Source organism: Parabacteroides hominis (genome assembly GCF_014287585.1).
Classification (GTDB): domain Bacteria; phylum Bacteroidota; class Bacteroidia; order Bacteroidales; family Tannerellaceae; genus Parabacteroides; species Parabacteroides hominis.
On the sequence record NZ_JACOOJ010000007.1, the window covers coordinates 150,899 to 168,056 of the forward strand.

A 17,158-nucleotide genomic window follows, 5' to 3' on the forward strand; every position below is an offset into this window, starting at 1 on the left:
AATTAGAATGTGCCAATATGCCAATGAAAGAGTATTTCTTATGAATTGGTGATTGGCACATTTTGTAAAATGTCATGCCAGCTCATTATTTATACGTTAACTGTCAACTAATAATCAAATACCATGTTAGATTTTAATAACACCGAAATTGCTTTCTCTGCCAAATCGCAGTCTGAGCTGAAAAATGCTTATTTGCTGTTCAACACAATCAAGTATCCGTGGCTGGTAAAATGTGCCAGTGTAGCAAGTAATATCGCTTTGAATATTCATTTCCCGTTGGGGTGGGCGGTCAAGCCGACCTTATACAAACAATTTGTCGGAGGTGAAACTTTGCAGGACTGTTCAAAAGCGATCGACCATCTGAGGAAGTTTAATGTTCGTTCCACCCTGGACTTTTCTGCCGAAGGCGAGCAAACACCCGAAGGAATACAGGCTACTTTTGAGGAGACCATACGTTCGATCGATTTTGCAAAGGGAAATGATAATCTGGCTTATGCCGTATTCAAGCCTTCCACTATCATAACGGACGAACTTCTCGCTAAAGCTTCCGAAAAACATGAGGAACTGACCATCGAAGAAGTAAAAGCCTACCGCGAATTCAAGGAACGCTTTATGGCTTTTTGCCAGCGTGCCTACGACAATGACGTGCGCCTGATTGTGGATGCTGAAGACTATTGTTTTCAGGATGCCCTCGACGCTTTGACCGATGAGGCGATGCGCAGATATAACAAAAAACGTGCGATTGTATTTGCTACCTTGCAAATGTACCGTCATGACCGTATGCCGTATTTACGCCGTATTTTGGATGATGCGAAAGAGAAAGGATATATTGCCGGTGTGAAATTCGTACGTGGTGCCTATATGGAAGCCGAGCGTGCCAGGGCAGCCGCTTTGGGATATCCCGATCCGATCTGTAAGGACAAACAGGCGACGGACGAGAACTTTGACGAAGCTGTCCGTTTCACAATGGATCATCTCGATCATTTCGAAATGTTTATGGGGACGCATAATGAAGAGAGCAACTATAAATTAGCCAAGCTGATAGATGAAAAAGGCTTGAAGCGCGATGATTCCCGTATCTTCTTCGCCCAGTTGTTGGGGATGAGCGACAATATCTCTTTCAACCTGGCCCATGAAGGGTATAACGTAACTAAATATGTGCCGTATGCAAAAGTGCGGGATGTATTGCCATATCTGATCCGCCGTGCCGAGGAAAACACTTCGGTTGCCGGACAAACCAGCCGTGAACTTCGTATGCTGAAAGCAGAATTGGATCGCCGGAAAGCGGCCCGTGCTTTCTGATCGGATTTGAACTTTATCCGTTACTTTTGGATCAAGCCAAAAGTAACGGATAAATCATCATTTGCTTGCCTTCAACCCCCGAATAACGGAAGAGGTGAAGCCGGAGAGTTCCATTTCGTTCAGGCCCTTGATGGTGATACCTCCCGGAGTTGTTACCTTATCGATTTCCATTTCAGGATTGCTTTTGTTTTCCAGTAAGAGGTCGACAGCTCCTTTCACCGTGTGGACTACGATTTCCTGTGCCTGTTTCGGGTAAAAACCTAATTCAACACCGCCTTCGATGGCAGCGCGGATATAGCGCAGGGCGAATGCAATCCCGCTGGAAGCCAGGGCCGTTCCGGCAGACATCAGTCGTTCCTCGACCAACATTGCATTACCCAATTCGTTGAAGATATTAATGATTAAGTCCGTTTGCTCCTTAGAAGCATTACGGGCAGCTACGAAAGTCATGCTGCTAAGCACTTCGATCGCCGTATTCGGCATGATACGGAAAATAGTCGGGGTAGCCAGGCAATCGTCGAACCCTGTATTTTTAGTCAGATAGGTGTTCAACAGATCGAATGTGATACCTGCGGCAACGGAAACGATTATCTGTTTGTCGTAGTCGAGTACACCTTTGATCTGGTCGATAATTTCCTCCACACGCCAGGGTTTTACGGCAATGACGATAATGTCGGCACCTTTGACCGCTTCTACATTGTCCAGAGACAGGACAAAATCAGGATTTGTATTCCTCATCTTTTCCAGAGTCGCTTCTGATTGTGCCGTGCAAGTGATGTCGGATGCTTTAAACATATGACCTTTTGCTAATCCCCGTGCTATGGCACCGCCGATATTTCCGGCACCGATAATTGTGATCTTCATGTTTTCTTATGTTACAGTTATTATGTCGGGCAAAGATACTACTTAAATTGACAACGGGACGTTGACATTTTGTCAAAATAATTGTCAATAATCCATTGTCTGTTGTCCATTGTTTTGTCTGTTGCCAATTAAAACAGTATCTTTGCCCTTCAAAATTAATCTAATAACATAATATAAATAGATTTACATGAAAAAGACAATTATTGCGGTTGGTATGCTGTTCGCCATGACGATGTCTGCAACAATCCATGCACAAGAATCAGAGAAGAAAGAAAATGAAGAAGGGTTTGTTTTTACGACAGTAAAGGAGAATCCGATCACTTCGATTAAGAACCAGAATCGCGCCGGAACTTGTTGGTGTTATTCTACAATGGCATTCCTGGAATCGGAATTGCTCCGTATGGGAAAGGGTGAATATGATTTATCCGAAATGTTTACGGTTTACAACACTTATCTGGATCGTGCAGATGCAGCTGTGCGTACCCACGGAGATGTTTCCTTCTCGCAAGGCGGTTCTTTCTATGACGTGATTTACGGAATGGAGGCTTTCGGCCTGGTTCCGGAAGAAGAAATGCGTCCGGGTGTGATGTATGGCGATACATTGAGCAACCATACCGAGCTTTCCGCCCTTACGGATGCAATGGTAGCAGCTGTAGCCAAAGGCAAACTGCGTAAATTGCAGTCAGACGAAAATAACGCCATGTTGTGGAAAAAAGCGGTTGCTGCCGTTCATGAAATTTATTTAGGCAAGGCTCCTGAGAAGTTTACTTATAAAGGCAAAGAATATACTCCGCAGTCTTTCTATAAGTCTACCGGTTTGAATCCTTCCGACTATGTGTCCCTGACTTCTTATACGCATCGTCCGTTCTATACTCAATTTCCGATCGAAGTACAGGATAACTGGCGTCATGGGATGTCTTACAACTTGCCTATCGACGAATTGATGGATGTGTTCGACAATGCTATCAATACCGGCTATACGATTGCCTGGGGTTCTGACGTGAGCGAATCCGGCTTTACACGTGACGGTGTAGCCGTTATGCCTGACAATGACAAGGTTCAGGAACTGAGCGGTTCCGATATGGCCCATTGGTTGAAATTGAAACCGGAAGAAAAGAAACTGAATACAAAGCCTCAACCGCAGAAATGGTGCACGCAGGAAGAACGTCAGTTGGCTTATGACAACTACGAAACGACTGATGACCACGGCATGCAAATCTATGGTATCGCTAAAGACCAGGAAGGCAACGAATACTACATGGTAAAGAACTCTTGGGGTACTTCCAATAAGTACGAAGGCGTTTGGTATGCATCCAAAGCATTCGTCCGCTACAAAACCATGAACATCGTTGTTCACAAAGATGCGCTTCCTAAAGCAATCAAAGCTAAGTTGGGAATCAAGTAAATTAAGAATTAAGAATTAAAAAAGAGGCCTCCGGTGGAAATCGGAGTGCCTCTTTTCTATTTATACAAAGATGTGCTGTGAAGATGTATCAATTATTGTACGAGTTTTAGCGTATAATTAAGGTCGGAGGCGGCTTTTTGTAAGTCCTGATTCAACATTGTCAGGCTATCCCCTTCTGCCTGGAAATAAAATACCATGCTGCCATCACTCGGAATCAGTTCATATACGACTGCGCTTGCATCGGAGGGAGTTCCTTTTTTCACCAAGCGTTTACCGGTGGAAGTAAATGTCTGGTCTTTGCCGTTTTCGGCTTCCAGGTAAGTGGCATCCAGTTCGTAAACACCGTCGTTACTATCTTGCTGATAGAACAAAGTCAGGTCGTAGACGATACCGGGACCGTCGGCTGCCGGAATAGTTCCCTTATATTTTTTCTGTACGACTGCTCCCTTTTTCGGGTCCAGCTTCAAAGAGTCGCGCATATTGATCGGCTTTGCCGGTTTAGCCTTAACTACCGGCAACTCCGGCAAAGAAGGAGCGTCAGGAGCTGCTTCGGCGACGGCAATACTTTCTTCTTCAACTAACACGGGAGCGTCTTTTGCTGCCTTCCCGCTACATGCAGCCAAAAATGCCAGTGCTGCTACTGCGATAAAATACTTTTTCATTTTGTGCTTTTTATTTAGAGATTTAGTGACTTTTGGAGATATAACAAAAAAACCCCTGCATTTTGTTTTTGCAGAGGGCCTTTTTAACTATTTCAGATAAAAAGAACTTTTATTTACTTTTCAGGTAGTCTTCCGGGATCGTGATGGCGCTTCCGTCACGTCCGGCAAAGTAGTGTGGCGACATGATCTCTACGCCTGCCTCGTTAAAGATGTCCTGGATGTTTTGGTGTAAATCGGAAGTGATTTGCGCCAGTTGGTCGGCATCTTTAATGTAAGCATTGATTTGATAACAAGGATAGTAATCCTGAAGTTCAGTTTCCAGGACAAACGGTTTCGGATGTTTCAGGACTCCGGGTGTGTTGCGTGCCGCGTTGATCAGCAGTTGGTGAACCTGCCGCCAGGGGACATCGTAGCCGATCGTGACCGTGGTATGGATGATCAGCCCGAACTGGCGTGCCGAAGCACTGTAGTTGACCGTATGGGACGACATGATAAAAGCATTCGGTATCGTCACGACTTCGTTTTTGGGAGTACGCAAGCGGGTGACGAAAGGAGTCTTCTCGATCACGTTACCGGTCGTATCGTTCAACTTGATGCGGTCGCCGAGCTTGAAGGGACGCATATAAGTGATGACAAGCCCGGCAATGATATTCCCGATCACCGTACTGGAACCGAGCGAGATAATCAGGCCGACAAATACCGAAATCCCCTGAAACACGCCGGAATTAGAGCCCGGCAGATAGGGATAAATCATCGCGATCATGAAAGCATAGAGCAGAAAGCGGATGATATTGAATGTCGGCTGCGCCCAATCCGGATAGAACCCGGTGATCTTCAGTTTCTCATTCTCGATCTCATTGGCGATATACTGGATGCCTTTGATGATATACTTGATACAATACCAGATCACCAGGATAATGAACAGGTTCGGTATGTATTCCACGATCGACTTCAGCACCATCTTGATCGGTTCCATGATATAGAGGAAGATTTTCAGCGCCAGCTTTTCCGTCTGCGGGAAGATGGCGAACAGCATCGGGACGCTGAACATCAACTGTATCAGCAGCACGATGTACCGCAGGAGGTTGCTGAAGAAGATCAGTATCCGTCCCTGCCGATGCGTGTTCAGGAACTCGTAGTCGCGGATGATGATCGGTTTCAGCCGTTGCTGCTTGAAACGTATGATCTGTCGGCGCAGCTTGCGGAACAGGATATTCGTCAACCGGAACAGCAGGTATTGTACCGCCAGCACCAGCATGAACAAAGCCGCCCGCTTGGCTACCTGCAACAAACTGTGTTCCTCTTTCAGGTCCTTGATCTTGGCGGCCAGGATAGGCGCATACTGTTCGGCCAGTTCCCGCCGTGACGTGCCTTGCCAGAGCGCATCCTGGTCGGTGATGCTGACGATTACCTTGTTACCGTACATGATATCTATGTAGTATTCGCTTTCCAGCGTGTGGACGGAGTCACGGTGCAGGCTTCTGTCCTTGCCGATCTTCATCAGGATATCGTTGATCATATCCGCACGGTCGAGGGCAGAATGCCCGCCTCTCTTTGCATAGAGCGTGAACAGCGTGTCGCCGCCCACCAGGACGGGGACACCCGGAGTGAGCGCACGCAACGAATCGATGCTGCGGCGTTGTTCGGCTCTTTTCAGCGAGTCGGTCGTCTGGTTCAGGTTACGGACATCGTCAAGTTCCGTGCGGAGAACGATCTCGTTCAGCTTCATCTCCTGCAACTGGAGTGCCATCTCCTGGATGCGGATCGAATCCTGCCTGTGCCGTTCTTCGACGGTCAGCGTGTCGGCAGCGGCAACCGGAAGAGAATCGGGCTGAGGCTCGCTGATCGCAGTCTGGATCAGTTGTTCCGCTTTCTCGATCAATTGAGCCTTAGCCTGGAAACTGGTGGCAAATATCCCGATAAAGATCAGGAAATAAACCGGTAATTGTTTCATGTCGAACATCTGTTAGGTATCCTGTTTCATCATTTACCACCGGCGGGCAGGTGGTCCAGCCAGTATTTAGCCATCGTCATCCGCAAGTGCAAGGTCGTGCCCGGACGTTCGTAAATGCCGTGGCTGCGCATCGGGTAGCTGACCTGGCTGAACATCTTGCCATGTTTCACCAGCTCGTCGACCAGCATCTCGCAGTTCTGATAATGGACGTTGTCGTCGCCCGTCCCGTGTATCAGGAGCAGGTTCCCTTTCAGGCCGGATGCGTATGTGATCGGAGAACCTTTGCGGTAACCTTCCGGGTTGTTCTGCGGCGTGTTCATATACCGTTCCTGGTAGATCGTGTCGTAGGTACGCTGGTCGGCAACGAAAGCGATGGCGATACCCGTGTGGAAGACTTCCGGATAGCGGAACATGGAGTTCAGCGTCTGGCTTCCGCCACCGCTCCATCCGGTAATGCCGATACGGTCCGCGTCGATAAACGGGTAACGGCGTGCCATATCCTGGATGCCTCGTGCCTGGTCTTCGGATGCGAATGTGCCGACTTCGCCGTAGATGCATTTGCGCCATTCACGGCCGCGCGGCGTATTGGCTCCCCGGTTGTCGATGCTGACCACGATATATCCGAGGTTGGCGACATACTGGTTCCAGAGGTCGCCACCGCCCCATACGTCCTGTACGGTCGAACTCGCCGGTTCGCCATAGACCTCTATGATAACGGGGTATTTCTTTGCCGGATCGAAATTGACCGGTTTGATCATCCAGGCATCCAGTTCGAGGTCGCCGGAGGTCACTTTGACGAACTCTTTCGGGTTCAGTCCCAGCGCGGCATATTGTTCGCGTGCTTTTGCATTGTCCTCTATCACCCGTACGGATTGATGTTTGGGGAAGGAAACCATGTCGATCACTGAAGGAGTCGCCGCATTGCTATAGGTGTGGACTGCCCATTTCCCGGTAGGCGACATATTATAACGATGCTGTCCCGGCTGGTCCGCCGGACTGAGGCGTTTCACTTCTCCTCCTCCGAAAAGCTCGGCGCTATAGAGGTAACGTTGGGTATAGTTTTCCGGTGAAGCGATAAAATACACCAATCCCTTCTGAAGGTCCGTCCCTACCGGCGAGATATAATCGAAGTTACCCTTCGTGATAGGAATGATTTCTTTTCCGTCCCGGCTGATGCGATAGAGGTGGCGCCATCCGTCGCGTTCGCTCTCCCAAGTGAACCAGGTGTTATCCTTCAGCCATTGGATATTGTCGTTCGTGTCCAGCCATGCCGCATCGGTGTCGGTGAAGATATTTTGAGGCGTAGCACTGCCGATGCGGGCGATCCAGACTTTGTTCGTATTCTGCGGACGGTTCATTTGCTGGATAAACAGTTCGTTGCTTCCGGGGATAAACTCCATGCGGGGAATGTAGTTGTTGCGCGGATCACCCGGAATCCCGATCCAGGTGGTCGCTCCCCCGGCTGCCGGAAGATAGCCGACCTTGACCGCCGAGTTCGTGCAACCTGCCTTCGGATATGGGAAATGCAGGATCGTCGGGTAGATGGAATCCACGTTATTGATGATGTCGAACACACCCGTCCCTTTCGTGTCGCTCTGCCAGTAGGCGATATACTGTCCGTCCGGGCTCCAGCGGAAACCGTCGCGGCAGGCGAATTCTTCTTCATATACCCAATCGAATGTACCGTTCACGATCGTCTGGCTCCCGTCATGCGTCAGCTGCGTGATCTGGCCGGAGGCAACATCTTCTACATATATATTATTATTCGAGACGAAAGCCACGCGTGTCCCGTCAGGCGAGAATTTGGCAAACATCATCGACGATTCGGGCAATCCCTTCCCTAACTGGCGCAAAGTCCCGTCTTTCAGAGTCAACACCCAGTAGTCGCCCCGCGTGTCGTAACGCCATACCCGTTTCGTATTGTTATAGATCAAAACCTTCCCGTTGTCGGCGCTCCAGGAGATGCTGCGGATGGCAATCGGTTTTCCAGTCTCTTTGTCGATAAACATGGAGGAGGGAATGATGACTTCCCGTCGGTTATCTTTGGCGCGGTAGGCGACAATGTCCATGCCGCCGGTCCCGGCGTTCGGTTCCATCCGGCTGTAGCGTTCGCCATCCTTCATCCACGTCATGGCGCCGATCCCTTTTGTCTGCACCAGCCGTCCTCCGATGACATCTTCGAGGTGGAATTTGCCCTTTGCCGCGGTCGCTTCGCTCTGTGTAAACGGATCGCCGTCCGTCTCCGTCCGGTTTTCCCACGGCATGATTACCTGTGCCAAGCTTACGTTTCCGGCCAGCAGGATGCACGCTACCGGAAGAATGAGTTTGTTTAGTTTCATATATATTAGTTTTAATAATTAGCTGCCTGCAAAGAACGGAATGTTTTGTGAGATGAACAAAAGAAATGAAAAAGTAAATGGACGTTTTTTTAGAAATCGTTAAATTGCAAAACTTTTAGTGGAAAAATAAAAAACGGCTGTTATGTTTGGAAAGATAATGAACAAAATATTAGGAGGAAAGCACGAACCTGCTTCGGATGAGGGCAAGAGGCTTCTCCAGAATCAGGAATCGAAGGGCCAAAGCGCAGATCCCCTGGTTGAAACGTGTGATGACTGGAAAAGAAGATATAAAGACTTGGAAAAGGCATATAATGAAGAAAAGGCAAAAAATGAAGATTATTGCCGGAAGCATTCGGAACTCCTCGATAGAAACAAAGAGTTGGAGAGCATAAAAGAACAATATGAAAGCCAGAGAAAAAAAGGAAAGAAAACGAAGGAGTCTCTCTGCCGGGAAATAGAATCGTTGCAGAATGAATTATCCTTGTTGAAGAAGGAGTCGGAAAAAAAGGAGATGGCTATTCGCCTGTTGAAAATAAAGAATAGGATTTCTTCCCGGATGAATATTCATCTTAAGAGACGGCTTGCTGTCTACCGCTCCTTGCATGAAGGCGAAAATGATGTTTTCAACACTGTGCTCGGCATTGTCAGGGAACTCGAAAACGCGTTCCAGGCCACATTCGAATTTACCGAGCCCAGTTTGGAGGTTATGGCGAGGTTGTTCAGGGAAGAAAAGGCTAACCTGGTAAATATGCGTGAGGAAGCCAAGCGCATGGACGAAATGCTTGATGTGAAGCGTAAAAACGCTGAGAGGGCTCAACGGAGGCTGAAGAAAGAAGAATTGAAGCTGGAAAGTGAAAAAGAAACGGTAGAAAAAATGTACCCCCAATTCAAATATTTGGTAAGGAACCGGAAATCAGTCATGGCCCAGTACCACTATCTGAAAAAATGTGAAGTGAAACTGAAGAGCAAGGGCAGTGAAAAAATAATGGATGACTTTGAGAAGCTGAGGAGCCTGCAATTCAAATACGACCAGCGGGAAAGTCGGTTGAAGGAAAAGATGAAGTCGTTGAAACGCGAAGAGAAATGGTTGCAGAGCGAGTTGGCCGAGATGGACAGGCAGAAAGGCCGGTTGATGAATGAAAATGTCGAAGTCCAACGCCAACTCTACGCCGAGATCGAAAAGAATGAACAGGTCCTCTTCATCATCCGCTCTCTGAACAGTATGAACCATTTGTATGAAAAAATAACGGAGGAACTGGTTGCTTCTGTCCGCGGCGAGAAAACCCGTCGCATCGTCTCTTCTTTCCTAAAAGGAGAAAGCATCTACGAGATTGCACAAAAAGAAGAAAAATCCGCCACTTCCGTGCAGCGGATGGTCCTTCTGGCCATAAATGCTTCAAGAAAAGCGTGTAGATAATCCTACAATTCCCCCGGTCTTCCCTCCTCGTCGCCTAACGGAGGAGTGGGTGTCGGCGTATTGTCGCCCTTACCTGTGCTGCCACCCTTTCCGGCTCCGAGACGTTGGGAGACGCTGACGCGGTAGTGGTCGATACGGGTGTTCCAGTGGGTGATCAGGTTCTGAAATAAAGTGTACGTGGTCGGAGTATGGGATGGAGCTGTACAAAACTCCGTTTTTTTGTGCATTTTTCAAAAGAAAAATGTCAGATATATGAAGGGATGAATCTCTTGCTCATTCTATCTTTATCCCCGAATCACAAAAAAAGAAAAATACCATGAGTACATTACTGAACCGCTTTACCCTGTTAGTCTCCTTTGCCTTTTCGGCTTTTGGCCTGCAGGCTACCGATAAGAAACCCTCCGGGCTGATGACCGACCTCGTCGAACATACCGGGCAGACGTGGCAGAACGGCTACGCGTCGAACCTGCCGGTCTGGCAACTCGACGAGGCGATCGAACCATTGCAATATGCCGCTATCCGCTCGACGCATCCCGCCTTTTCCTGGATAGTACCCGGCGAAACCGGGGGAACGCGACAGACCGCTTACCGCGTGATCGTGGCCGACAACCGCGAGGATGCCGCTTCCGGGAGAGGCAACCTGTGGGACAGCGGGGTGGTCGGGAGCGACCGGTCCGTAGCCGTCCGTTACGCCGGCGAAGCCTTGAAGCCGGGTAAGTCCTATTTCTGGCGGGTAAAGACGGTGACCAACACCGAAGGAGAAAGCGAATGGTCCGAAGTGAAGGCTTTCCGCACCGCCGACCGCCTGTCCGAATATGAAACGGCTTACTACCCGCAGGTGAAGACGATGGAGTTTCCGGCCGGGATAAAGGAAATCCGCCCCGGCACGCGTCTTGTCGATTTCGGCAAAGATGCTTTCGGGCAGTTGGTGCTGACGTTAACATCCGATGGCACGCGCGATTCGGTGGTCGTGCATTTAGGGGAATGTCTCGAAGACGGACGCATCCTGCGCGATCCGGGCAAGTCGACAATCCGTTACCACCGCTATCCTTTAGCTTTGCTGAAGGGAACGAACACATACCGGATCAAAATCGGAAAGGATAAACGGAATACCGGATCTGCTGCCGTGTTGATGCCAGCCTATGTGGGCGAAGTCGTCCCTTTCCGCTACTGCGAGATCGAAGGATATGAGGCGCCTCTCACGCCTGCATCGGTTGTCCGCGAGACGGTGCATTATCCGTTTGACGAGACGGCCTCTTCTTTCCGTTCTTCCAACGATATTTTGAATCAGGTCTGGGATCTCTGCAAGTATTCCGTCCGGGCCACTTCGTTCTTAGGCATTTATGTAGATGGCGACCGCGAACGTATTCCTTATGAGGCGGATGCCCTGATCAACCAGCTTTGCCATTATGGGGTGGACCGCGAATATGCGATTGCCCGCCGCTCGCATGAATACCTGCTGCAACATCCGACATGGCCGACCGAATGGATCTTGCAGGCATTGTCGATTGCCTGGTACGATTATCAGTACACAGGCGATAACCGTTCGCTCGAATCCAGCTACGAATTGCTCAAACCACGCGTCCTGATGGCTCTCCGCGAGAAGAACGGGCTGATCAGCACGACGACCGGATTGCAGACGGACGATTTCCTTCGTTCGATCCGTTTTAAGGGACAGATACGGGATATCGTGGACTGGCCGCATACAGGAATACTCGGTTTGGGGAAGAAGCAAGGGGGAGAAGACGACGGATTTGCCTTTACCGATTATAATGTGGTGACGAACGCCTGGCATTACGAGGCTTTGAAGCAGATGGAAGATATTGCCGGTGCATTGGGAAAGCAGGATGATGCCGCTTTCTATGCTTCCGAATCGGACGCTTTCAAAAAACGGTTCATCCGTTCGTTCTTCAATGCCCGCAAGGGTTGTTTCACGGATGGCCTTGCTGCCGATACCGACCATGCTTCCCTGCATGGCAATATGTTCCCGTTGGCGTTCGACCTGGTTCCGGCCGGAAAGAAGCAAAATGTCGTCGATTTTATCCAAACCCGCGGGATGGCTTGCAGTGTCTACGGCTCTCAATTCCTGATGGATGCCCTCTATGAAGCGAATGATGCCGAATATGCCTTGCGTATGCTGACCAAGACGGACGACCGCAGTTGGTATAATATGATCCGCGTCGGTTCGACTATCTCGCTCGAAGCCTGGGACAACAAGTACAAACCGAACCAGGACTGGAACCATGCCTGGGGAGCGGCTCCTGCCAATATCATCCCGCGTCGCCTGATGGGAGTGGAGCCTCTTACGCCAGGTTTCGGTACTGCCCGCATCAAACCGCAGCTTGCTTCGCTCGAATGGGCGGAGGCAACGATTCCGACGATCCGGGGCGCGATCCGCATGGAGGTGGAGAATAAGGCGGATGCCTATACCCTGAAGGTGACGATCCCTGCCAATATGGATGCCGAAGTGTATCTCCCGCTCCCGTCCGGCAAATACACCGTAACGAATAACGGCACTCCGGTGAAAGTCTCCCGCGTGAAGGGCGAGCCATTCCTCTATGCCGGGAAGATCGGTTCCGGCAGCTATACCTTTGTGGTGAATTGACCGTCCCGTTTGTACTGTATTGCTTTGTATGCTATCTTTGCGCCTTCAAAACAATAAAAGACTGAAGAATAAATGAAGAGATCTATTTATGCAGTGATCATCCTGATGATGGTGATGGTAGTCGGTTTTACCGCCTGTGGAGATGATGACGACAACGGCTTCTCTGCCGAACAGATTGCCTATTTCGAAAAGAACCTTGAGTTCATCCGCGAAAAGAAAGTATTGAAGGGAGAGGATGGGGAGCTGCTTTACAAGCAAGTTATTTTAGGTGGCGACACCGCTTTGTATCGTGTGTTGAGCAAGGAGGGAGAGGAAACGAAATATCCGACGAGCCAGACCTCTGTGACAATGACCTTGAAAGGTGATTTTATCAGCGGCCAGAATTTCCAGAAGGAGATGACAATGGTCCTTACACCCGCAAATGTTGTGCCGGGGCTGGGAGCTATATTGCTGAATAATACTGTCGGCGAACGGGTCGAGGCGATTATCCCTGCCTACTTGGGATATGGTTATTATGATAATCGAGGCATTCCCGCCGGTTCGACCTTGGTCTTCACCTATACGATAGAGAAGTTCAATTGACCGTCCCGTCTACTCCGGGCAAAGACTCCGCTGTCGCCTGCGAAACTCGCTTCGCTCAGACAGCGCAGGCTCCGGTCGCTTTGTCTTCGCCTTCCGCTTAGGCTTTTCTTAGAAAGCCCCGCTTTCCCTTGGAATTGCCGATACCGCCTGTTATATAGGTGTCGATATCGGCAATCCCCAAAGCCCCCTCAGCCTCTTCCTCTGTGGACTTCAGTCCCTTTCATTGATTGTATCAAAAGGGGTTAAAACCCACAGAGGAACCGGCAAAGCCGGCATAATCATCTATCCGTCTGCTGAAGCAGACGGCAAAAGAGAACCTGGGCACGAGGCTTGCCTCACTTGATGCGTAAAGAAGCAGGCGGTATCGGCAATCCTTAAAGAGCCGTCAGGCTCTATTTCCGGCCTAAGCTGGTGAGCGTTAAGCGCAGTGACCGGAGTGAGCGTCCGGAGCGTCTGCTGTCTGAGCGAAGCGAGTTTCAGACGCGACAGCGAACGAAGGGAACGGAGTAGTGAGGCAGCTTAAGCCTTGACTTTTTGGTTACTTTTGGGTCAAGCCAAAAGTAACAGATAAATTAGCATTTATTGTCCCCAAAAAAATAAAAGATCCACCAACCGGAAGCTCCGATGGTGGATCTTATTATATAAAGAAACAATTAAGCTGCATAACGACGGTCTGCGAACCGTCTTCTTTTTTTAAGCATTCAGTACCTTGCGGAACCGTGCGATGAACTCTTTCGCCTCGTCCATGCTCAGGCAGAGCGGCGGCAACAGGCGGATCGTGTTGGTTCCGGCCACTCCCGTAAATACCTTCTCTTCGAACAGCAACTTGCTACGCACTTCCTTGATCGACTCTTCAAACTCGATACCGATCATCAAGCCGCGTCCGCGAATCTCCTTAATTCCCGGTAACTTATGCAGCTCGTCCAACAGATAAGCCCCTACTTCCCGCGCATTGTCGATCAGCTTTTCATTCTCCATGATCTCCAGCACGGCAATGGCAGCCGCACAAGCTAAATGATTACCTCCGAAAGTCGTGCCTAACATCCCGTATACCGGCTTGAACATCGGACTGATCAGCAACCCGCCCATCGGAAAACCGTTGCCGATGCCTTTTGCCACCGAAATCAGATCGGGCTTGATCCCGGCATACTGGTGGGCGAAGAACTTACCGCTACGTCCGTAACCCGACTGGATTTCGTCCAGGATCAGGCAGGCTTCATATTTCGTACACAAAGCACGCAGTTCCTGCATAAAGGAATCGGTCGGCAACTGGATGCCACCTACGCCCTGAATACCTTCGATGATAACCGAAGATACGTCCCCCTTCTGCAATTCGGCTTCTACTGCCGCCGCATCGTTCAGAGGCAGATAGGTCACAGCGAGATCCTCATTCACCGGAGCGATGATCTTCGGATTGTCTGTCACGCGTACGGCAGCAGATGTACGTCCGTGGAAGGCATGCTTGAAAGCGATTACACGCTTCTTGCCATTGTGGAAAGAAGCTAATTTCAAAGCATTTTCATTGGCTTCGGCTCCTGAGTTTATCAGGAAGAGCGAATAGTCGTCATAACCGGATGCCTTGCCCAATTTGTCTGCCAACTTCTGTTGGAGGCTGTTGATAACGGAGTTGGAGTAGAATCCTAACTTGTTTACCTGTTCGGTGATAGCCTTTACATAAGCAGGATGGCTATGGCCGACCGAGATCACGGCATGTCCGCCATACAGGTCGAGGTACTCGTTTCCCTCTGCATCCCATACATGGCATCCCTTGCCTTTTACAATCTCTATATTGAATAATGGATATACGTCGAATAAATTCATAATGTGAATGTGTTGTTTTCAAATTAAAACGCTGACGGTTTCAGGTGCAACCCTACCGTTTCTTCCAGGCCGAACAACAGGTTCATGTTGTGGACAGCCTGTCCGCTCGCTCCCTTCAAGAGGTTGTCTATCATCGAAACGATAAGCAGCTTGTCTTCCTGTTTCAGAAGATAGATCAGGCACTTGTTCGTATTTACCACCTGCTTCAGATCAGGGTTCTTGTCTGTGACGAAGGTGAACGAATGATCACTGTAGTATTCTTCATAAATACGCTTGATCTCATCCAGTTCGATCTTGCAATCCAGATAAGTCGTAGCAAAGATGCCTCGTGAGAAATTCCCCCTTACCGGGATAAAGTTGATCGCACTGTTGAAGCTGTTCTGCAACTGCCGCAAACTCTGTCCGATCTCTGCCAGATGCTGGTGCGTGAACGGTTTATAAATCGAGATGTTATCGTTTCGCCAGCTGAAATGAGAGGTCGACGACGGTTTGACGCCTGCTCCTGTGGATCCCGTGATTGCGTTCACATGCAATTCCGAGTTCAGCATCAGATGTTTGGCCAGCGGCAAGACGCCTAATTGGATACAGGTGGCAAAACATCCGGGGTTTGCAATATGCTGCGCGTTGCAGATACGGCGTCGGTTCAGTTCGGGCAGGCCGTAAACGAAATCGTGTTCAGGGCTTTCGATGCGGTAGTCCATGCTGAGGTCGATGATCTTCACGTTTTCGGGTACGGTATGGCTTTCCATAAACTTCTTCGTGTCGCCGTGAGCGGTACAGAAGAAAAGAAGGTCGATCTGGTCCAGCGGGAGTTCGTCGGTAAACACCAAATCAGTTTCGCCATAAAGTCCGCTGTGCACGTCCGTGATCTTGTTGCCGGCATTGCTCGTACTGTTCACAAATGTAATTTCTGCGTCCGGATGATTCAGCAGCAGGCGGATCAATTCGCCTGCCGTATATCCCGCACCCCCTATAATACCTATCTTGATCATATCTCCTCGTCCTTGTGATTAGTATAGTAAACACGCAGCGGAGTGGAAGTGACCTTGATGAAACCTTTTGCATCTTCGGCTGTCCAACCTTTCTGCATTTCTCCGTATTCGCCGAACTTGGTTTTTACCAGGTCGTCTTTCGAATCGACGCCGACAGTAGAGAACGAAAGCGGGCGAAGTTCCAGGATGACCGTTCCGTTCACATTGCGCTGCGATTCCTGCAACATGGCTTCGATGTCGCGCATGACCGGTTCGAGATACTGGCTTTCGTGAAGGAACATTCCGTACCAGTTGGCTACCTGGTCTTTCCAGTATTGCTGCCATTTGCTCAGCGTATATTTTTCGAGGAAACGGTGAGCGCCGATAATCAGCATCGGAGCGGCTGCCTCAAATCCTACACGTCCCTTGATGCCGATGATCGTGTCTCCCACATGCATGTCGCGACCGATACCGTATGCCGCACCGATTTCTTCCACCTTCTGGATGGCGGCAATCTTGTCTTCGAATACCTCACCGTTTACGGCATGGATTTCACCGTTCTTGAATTCGAGACGAAGTTCTTCGCTGCCGGTCTTTTTCACCTGTTTCAGGTAAGCGCTTTCCGGCAGGCCTTGTGTGGAGTCGAGAATTTCGCCACCGCAGATGGAAGTTCCCCACAAACCTACATTATAGGAGTATTTCAGTTTTGTGAAGTCCGCTTCAAAGCCATGTTCTTTCAGGTAGTTGATTTCGTAGTCGCGGCTCAATGCCATATCGCGTGTCAGCGTGATGATCTCGACATTCGGAGCCAACACTAAGAATGTCATGTCGAAACGGATCTGGTCGTTTCCGGCGCCTGTCGAACCGTGGGCGATCGCATCGGCGCCGATCTCGTTTGCATAGCGGGCGATTGCCAGCGCCTGGAAAATACGTTCCGAGCTGACGGAAATAGGATAAGTGCCGTTGCGGAGCACATTTCCGAAGACCATATATTTCAGGCTCTTTTCATAATATTCTTTGGTAACGTCGATAGTCACATATTGGGTTGCACCTAACTTATAGGCGTTTTCTTCGTTTTGTTTCAACTGTTCTTCGCTGAAACCGCCTGTGTTGGCACAAGCTGCATACACTTCATATCCTTTTTCCTTGGCCAGATACATAACCGTAAAAGATGTATCCAATCCTCCGCTGAATGCGACTACTACTTTTTTCTTCATTTTTGTATGTTTATATTAA

13 protein-coding genes are annotated in these 17,158 nt (G+C 49.4%); 5 read left to right on the forward strand and 8 right to left on the reverse strand.

The window, feature by feature from the left end:
• The first annotated feature begins 123 nt into the window (after nucleotides 1-123).
• A complete protein-coding gene (locus H8S65_RS06230; protein ID WP_186929134.1) occupies nucleotides 124-1,302 on the forward strand; it encodes a proline dehydrogenase family protein in 1,179 nt (392 codons plus the stop codon).
• Between the two features lie 57 nt (nucleotides 1,303-1,359).
• On the opposite strand, the gene proC is transcribed toward H8S65_RS06230, so the two are convergent.
• Entirely contained in the window at nucleotides 1,360-2,166 is an 807-nt protein-coding gene (proC, locus tag H8S65_RS06235; protein WP_186929135.1) for a pyrroline-5-carboxylate reductase, read from the reverse strand.
• Nucleotides 2,167-2,353: 187 nt separating this feature from the next.
• Here proC and H8S65_RS06240 point away from each other — a divergent pair, with 187 nt between their 5' ends.
• A complete protein-coding gene (locus H8S65_RS06240) occupies nucleotides 2,354-3,571 on the forward strand; it encodes a C1 family peptidase (protein ID WP_186929136.1) in 1,218 nt (405 codons plus the stop codon).
• 92 nt (nucleotides 3,572-3,663) lie between these two features.
• Here H8S65_RS06240 and H8S65_RS06245 read toward each other — a convergent pair whose 3' ends face one another.
• The 3 genes from H8S65_RS06245 to H8S65_RS06255 all read right to left on the reverse strand — a co-directional run bounded on the left by H8S65_RS06245 (nucleotide 3,664) and on the right by H8S65_RS06255 (nucleotide 8,526).
• Nucleotides 3,664-4,233: a copper resistance protein NlpE gene (locus H8S65_RS06245; RefSeq protein ID WP_186929137.1), complete on the reverse strand. Its 570-nt coding sequence runs from the start codon at nucleotides 4,231-4,233 to the stop codon at nucleotides 3,664-3,666.
• Nucleotides 4,234-4,342: 109 nt separating this feature from the next.
• A complete protein-coding gene (locus tag H8S65_RS06250; protein ID WP_186929138.1) occupies nucleotides 4,343-6,187 on the reverse strand; it encodes a mechanosensitive ion channel family protein in 1,845 nt (614 codons plus the stop codon).
• Between the two features lie 29 nt (nucleotides 6,188-6,216).
• A complete protein-coding gene (locus tag H8S65_RS06255; protein WP_186929139.1) occupies nucleotides 6,217-8,526 on the reverse strand; it encodes a S9 family peptidase in 2,310 nt (769 codons plus the stop codon).
• Between the two features lie 142 nt (nucleotides 8,527-8,668).
• Here H8S65_RS06255 and H8S65_RS06260 point away from each other — a divergent pair, with 142 nt between their 5' ends.
• Entirely contained in the window at nucleotides 8,669-9,943 is a 1,275-nt protein-coding gene (locus tag H8S65_RS06260) for a hypothetical protein (protein WP_222616248.1), read from the forward strand.
• A gap of 2 nt (nucleotides 9,944-9,945) precedes the next feature.
• Here the strand turns inward: H8S65_RS06260 and H8S65_RS06265 are convergent, their stop codons facing one another.
• Nucleotides 9,946-10,170: a hypothetical protein gene (locus tag H8S65_RS06265; protein ID WP_186929161.1), complete on the reverse strand. Its 225-nt coding sequence runs from the start codon at nucleotides 10,168-10,170 to the stop codon at nucleotides 9,946-9,948.
• An 89-nt stretch (nucleotides 10,171-10,259) separates the two neighbouring features.
• On the opposite strand from H8S65_RS06265, the gene H8S65_RS06270 reads away from it, so the two are divergent.
• Entirely contained in the window at nucleotides 10,260-12,548 is a 2,289-nt protein-coding gene (locus tag H8S65_RS06270) for a family 78 glycoside hydrolase catalytic domain (protein WP_186929140.1), read from the forward strand.
• A 72-nt stretch (nucleotides 12,549-12,620) separates the two neighbouring features.
• Nucleotides 12,621-13,130, forward strand: a complete 510-nt coding sequence (locus H8S65_RS06275; protein ID WP_186929141.1) for an FKBP-type peptidyl-prolyl cis-trans isomerase — start codon at nucleotides 12,621-12,623, stop codon at nucleotides 13,128-13,130.
• Nucleotides 13,131-13,823: 693 nt separating this feature from the next.
• Here the strand turns inward: H8S65_RS06275 and H8S65_RS06280 are convergent.
• Genes H8S65_RS06280 through H8S65_RS06290 form a run of 3 tightly spaced genes read right to left on the reverse strand, consistent with a single transcriptional unit; the run spans nucleotide 13,824 to nucleotide 17,139 of the window.
• Nucleotides 13,824-14,951 (reverse strand): aspartate aminotransferase family protein, encoded by a 1,128-nt coding sequence (locus tag H8S65_RS06280; RefSeq protein ID WP_186929142.1) that lies wholly within the window; start codon nucleotides 14,949-14,951, stop codon nucleotides 13,824-13,826.
• Between the two features lie 23 nt (nucleotides 14,952-14,974).
• The gene (gene argC / locus H8S65_RS06285; protein ID WP_186929143.1) at nucleotides 14,975-15,943 is read right to left on the reverse strand and encodes an N-acetyl-gamma-glutamyl-phosphate reductase; all 969 of its coding nucleotides are present in this window, start codon (nucleotides 15,941-15,943) and stop codon (nucleotides 14,975-14,977) included.
• Nucleotides 15,940-17,139: an argininosuccinate synthase gene (locus H8S65_RS06290; RefSeq protein ID WP_186929144.1), complete on the reverse strand. Its 1,200-nt coding sequence runs from the start codon at nucleotides 17,137-17,139 to the stop codon at nucleotides 15,940-15,942. Before H8S65_RS06290 ends, argC begins: the two co-directional genes overlap by 4 nt.
• Nucleotides 17,140-17,158 lie beyond the last annotated feature (19 nt).

What these genes read in the sequence shown, in the direction of transcription:
- H8S65_RS06275 (WP_186929141.1), top strand. Translation starts at nt 12,621, where the DNA reads ATGAAGAGATCTATTTATGCAGTGATCATCCTGATGATGGTGATGGTA.
- H8S65_RS06250 (WP_186929138.1), bottom strand. Translation starts at nt 6,187, where the DNA reads ATGAAACAATTACCGGTTTATTTCCTGATCTTTATCGGGATATTTGCC.
- H8S65_RS06280 (WP_186929142.1), bottom strand. Translation starts at nt 14,951, where the DNA reads ATGAATTTATTCGACGTATATCCATTATTCAATATAGAGATTGTAAAA.
- H8S65_RS06245 (WP_186929137.1), bottom strand. Translation starts at nt 4,233, where the DNA reads ATGAAAAAGTATTTTATCGCAGTAGCAGCACTGGCATTTTTGGCTGCA.
- argC (WP_186929143.1), bottom strand. Translation starts at nt 15,943, where the DNA reads ATGATCAAGATAGGTATTATAGGGGGTGCGGGATATACGGCAGGCGAA.
- H8S65_RS06270 (WP_186929140.1), top strand. Translation starts at nt 10,260, where the DNA reads ATGAGTACATTACTGAACCGCTTTACCCTGTTAGTCTCCTTTGCCTTT.
- H8S65_RS06240 (WP_186929136.1), top strand. Translation starts at nt 2,354, where the DNA reads ATGAAAAAGACAATTATTGCGGTTGGTATGCTGTTCGCCATGACGATG.
- proC (WP_186929135.1), bottom strand. Translation starts at nt 2,166, where the DNA reads ATGAAGATCACAATTATCGGTGCCGGAAATATCGGCGGTGCCATAGCA.
- H8S65_RS06230 (WP_186929134.1), top strand. Translation starts at nt 124, where the DNA reads ATGTTAGATTTTAATAACACCGAAATTGCTTTCTCTGCCAAATCGCAG.
- H8S65_RS06265 (WP_186929161.1), bottom strand. Translation starts at nt 10,170, where the DNA reads ATGCACAAAAAAACGGAGTTTTGTACAGCTCCATCCCATACTCCGACC.
- H8S65_RS06290 (WP_186929144.1), bottom strand. Translation starts at nt 17,139, where the DNA reads ATGAAGAAAAAAGTAGTAGTCGCATTCAGCGGAGGATTGGATACATCT.
- H8S65_RS06260 (WP_222616248.1), top strand. Translation starts at nt 8,669, where the DNA reads ATGTTTGGAAAGATAATGAACAAAATATTAGGAGGAAAGCACGAACCT.
- H8S65_RS06255 (WP_186929139.1), bottom strand. Translation starts at nt 8,526, where the DNA reads ATGAAACTAAACAAACTCATTCTTCCGGTAGCGTGCATCCTGCTGGCC.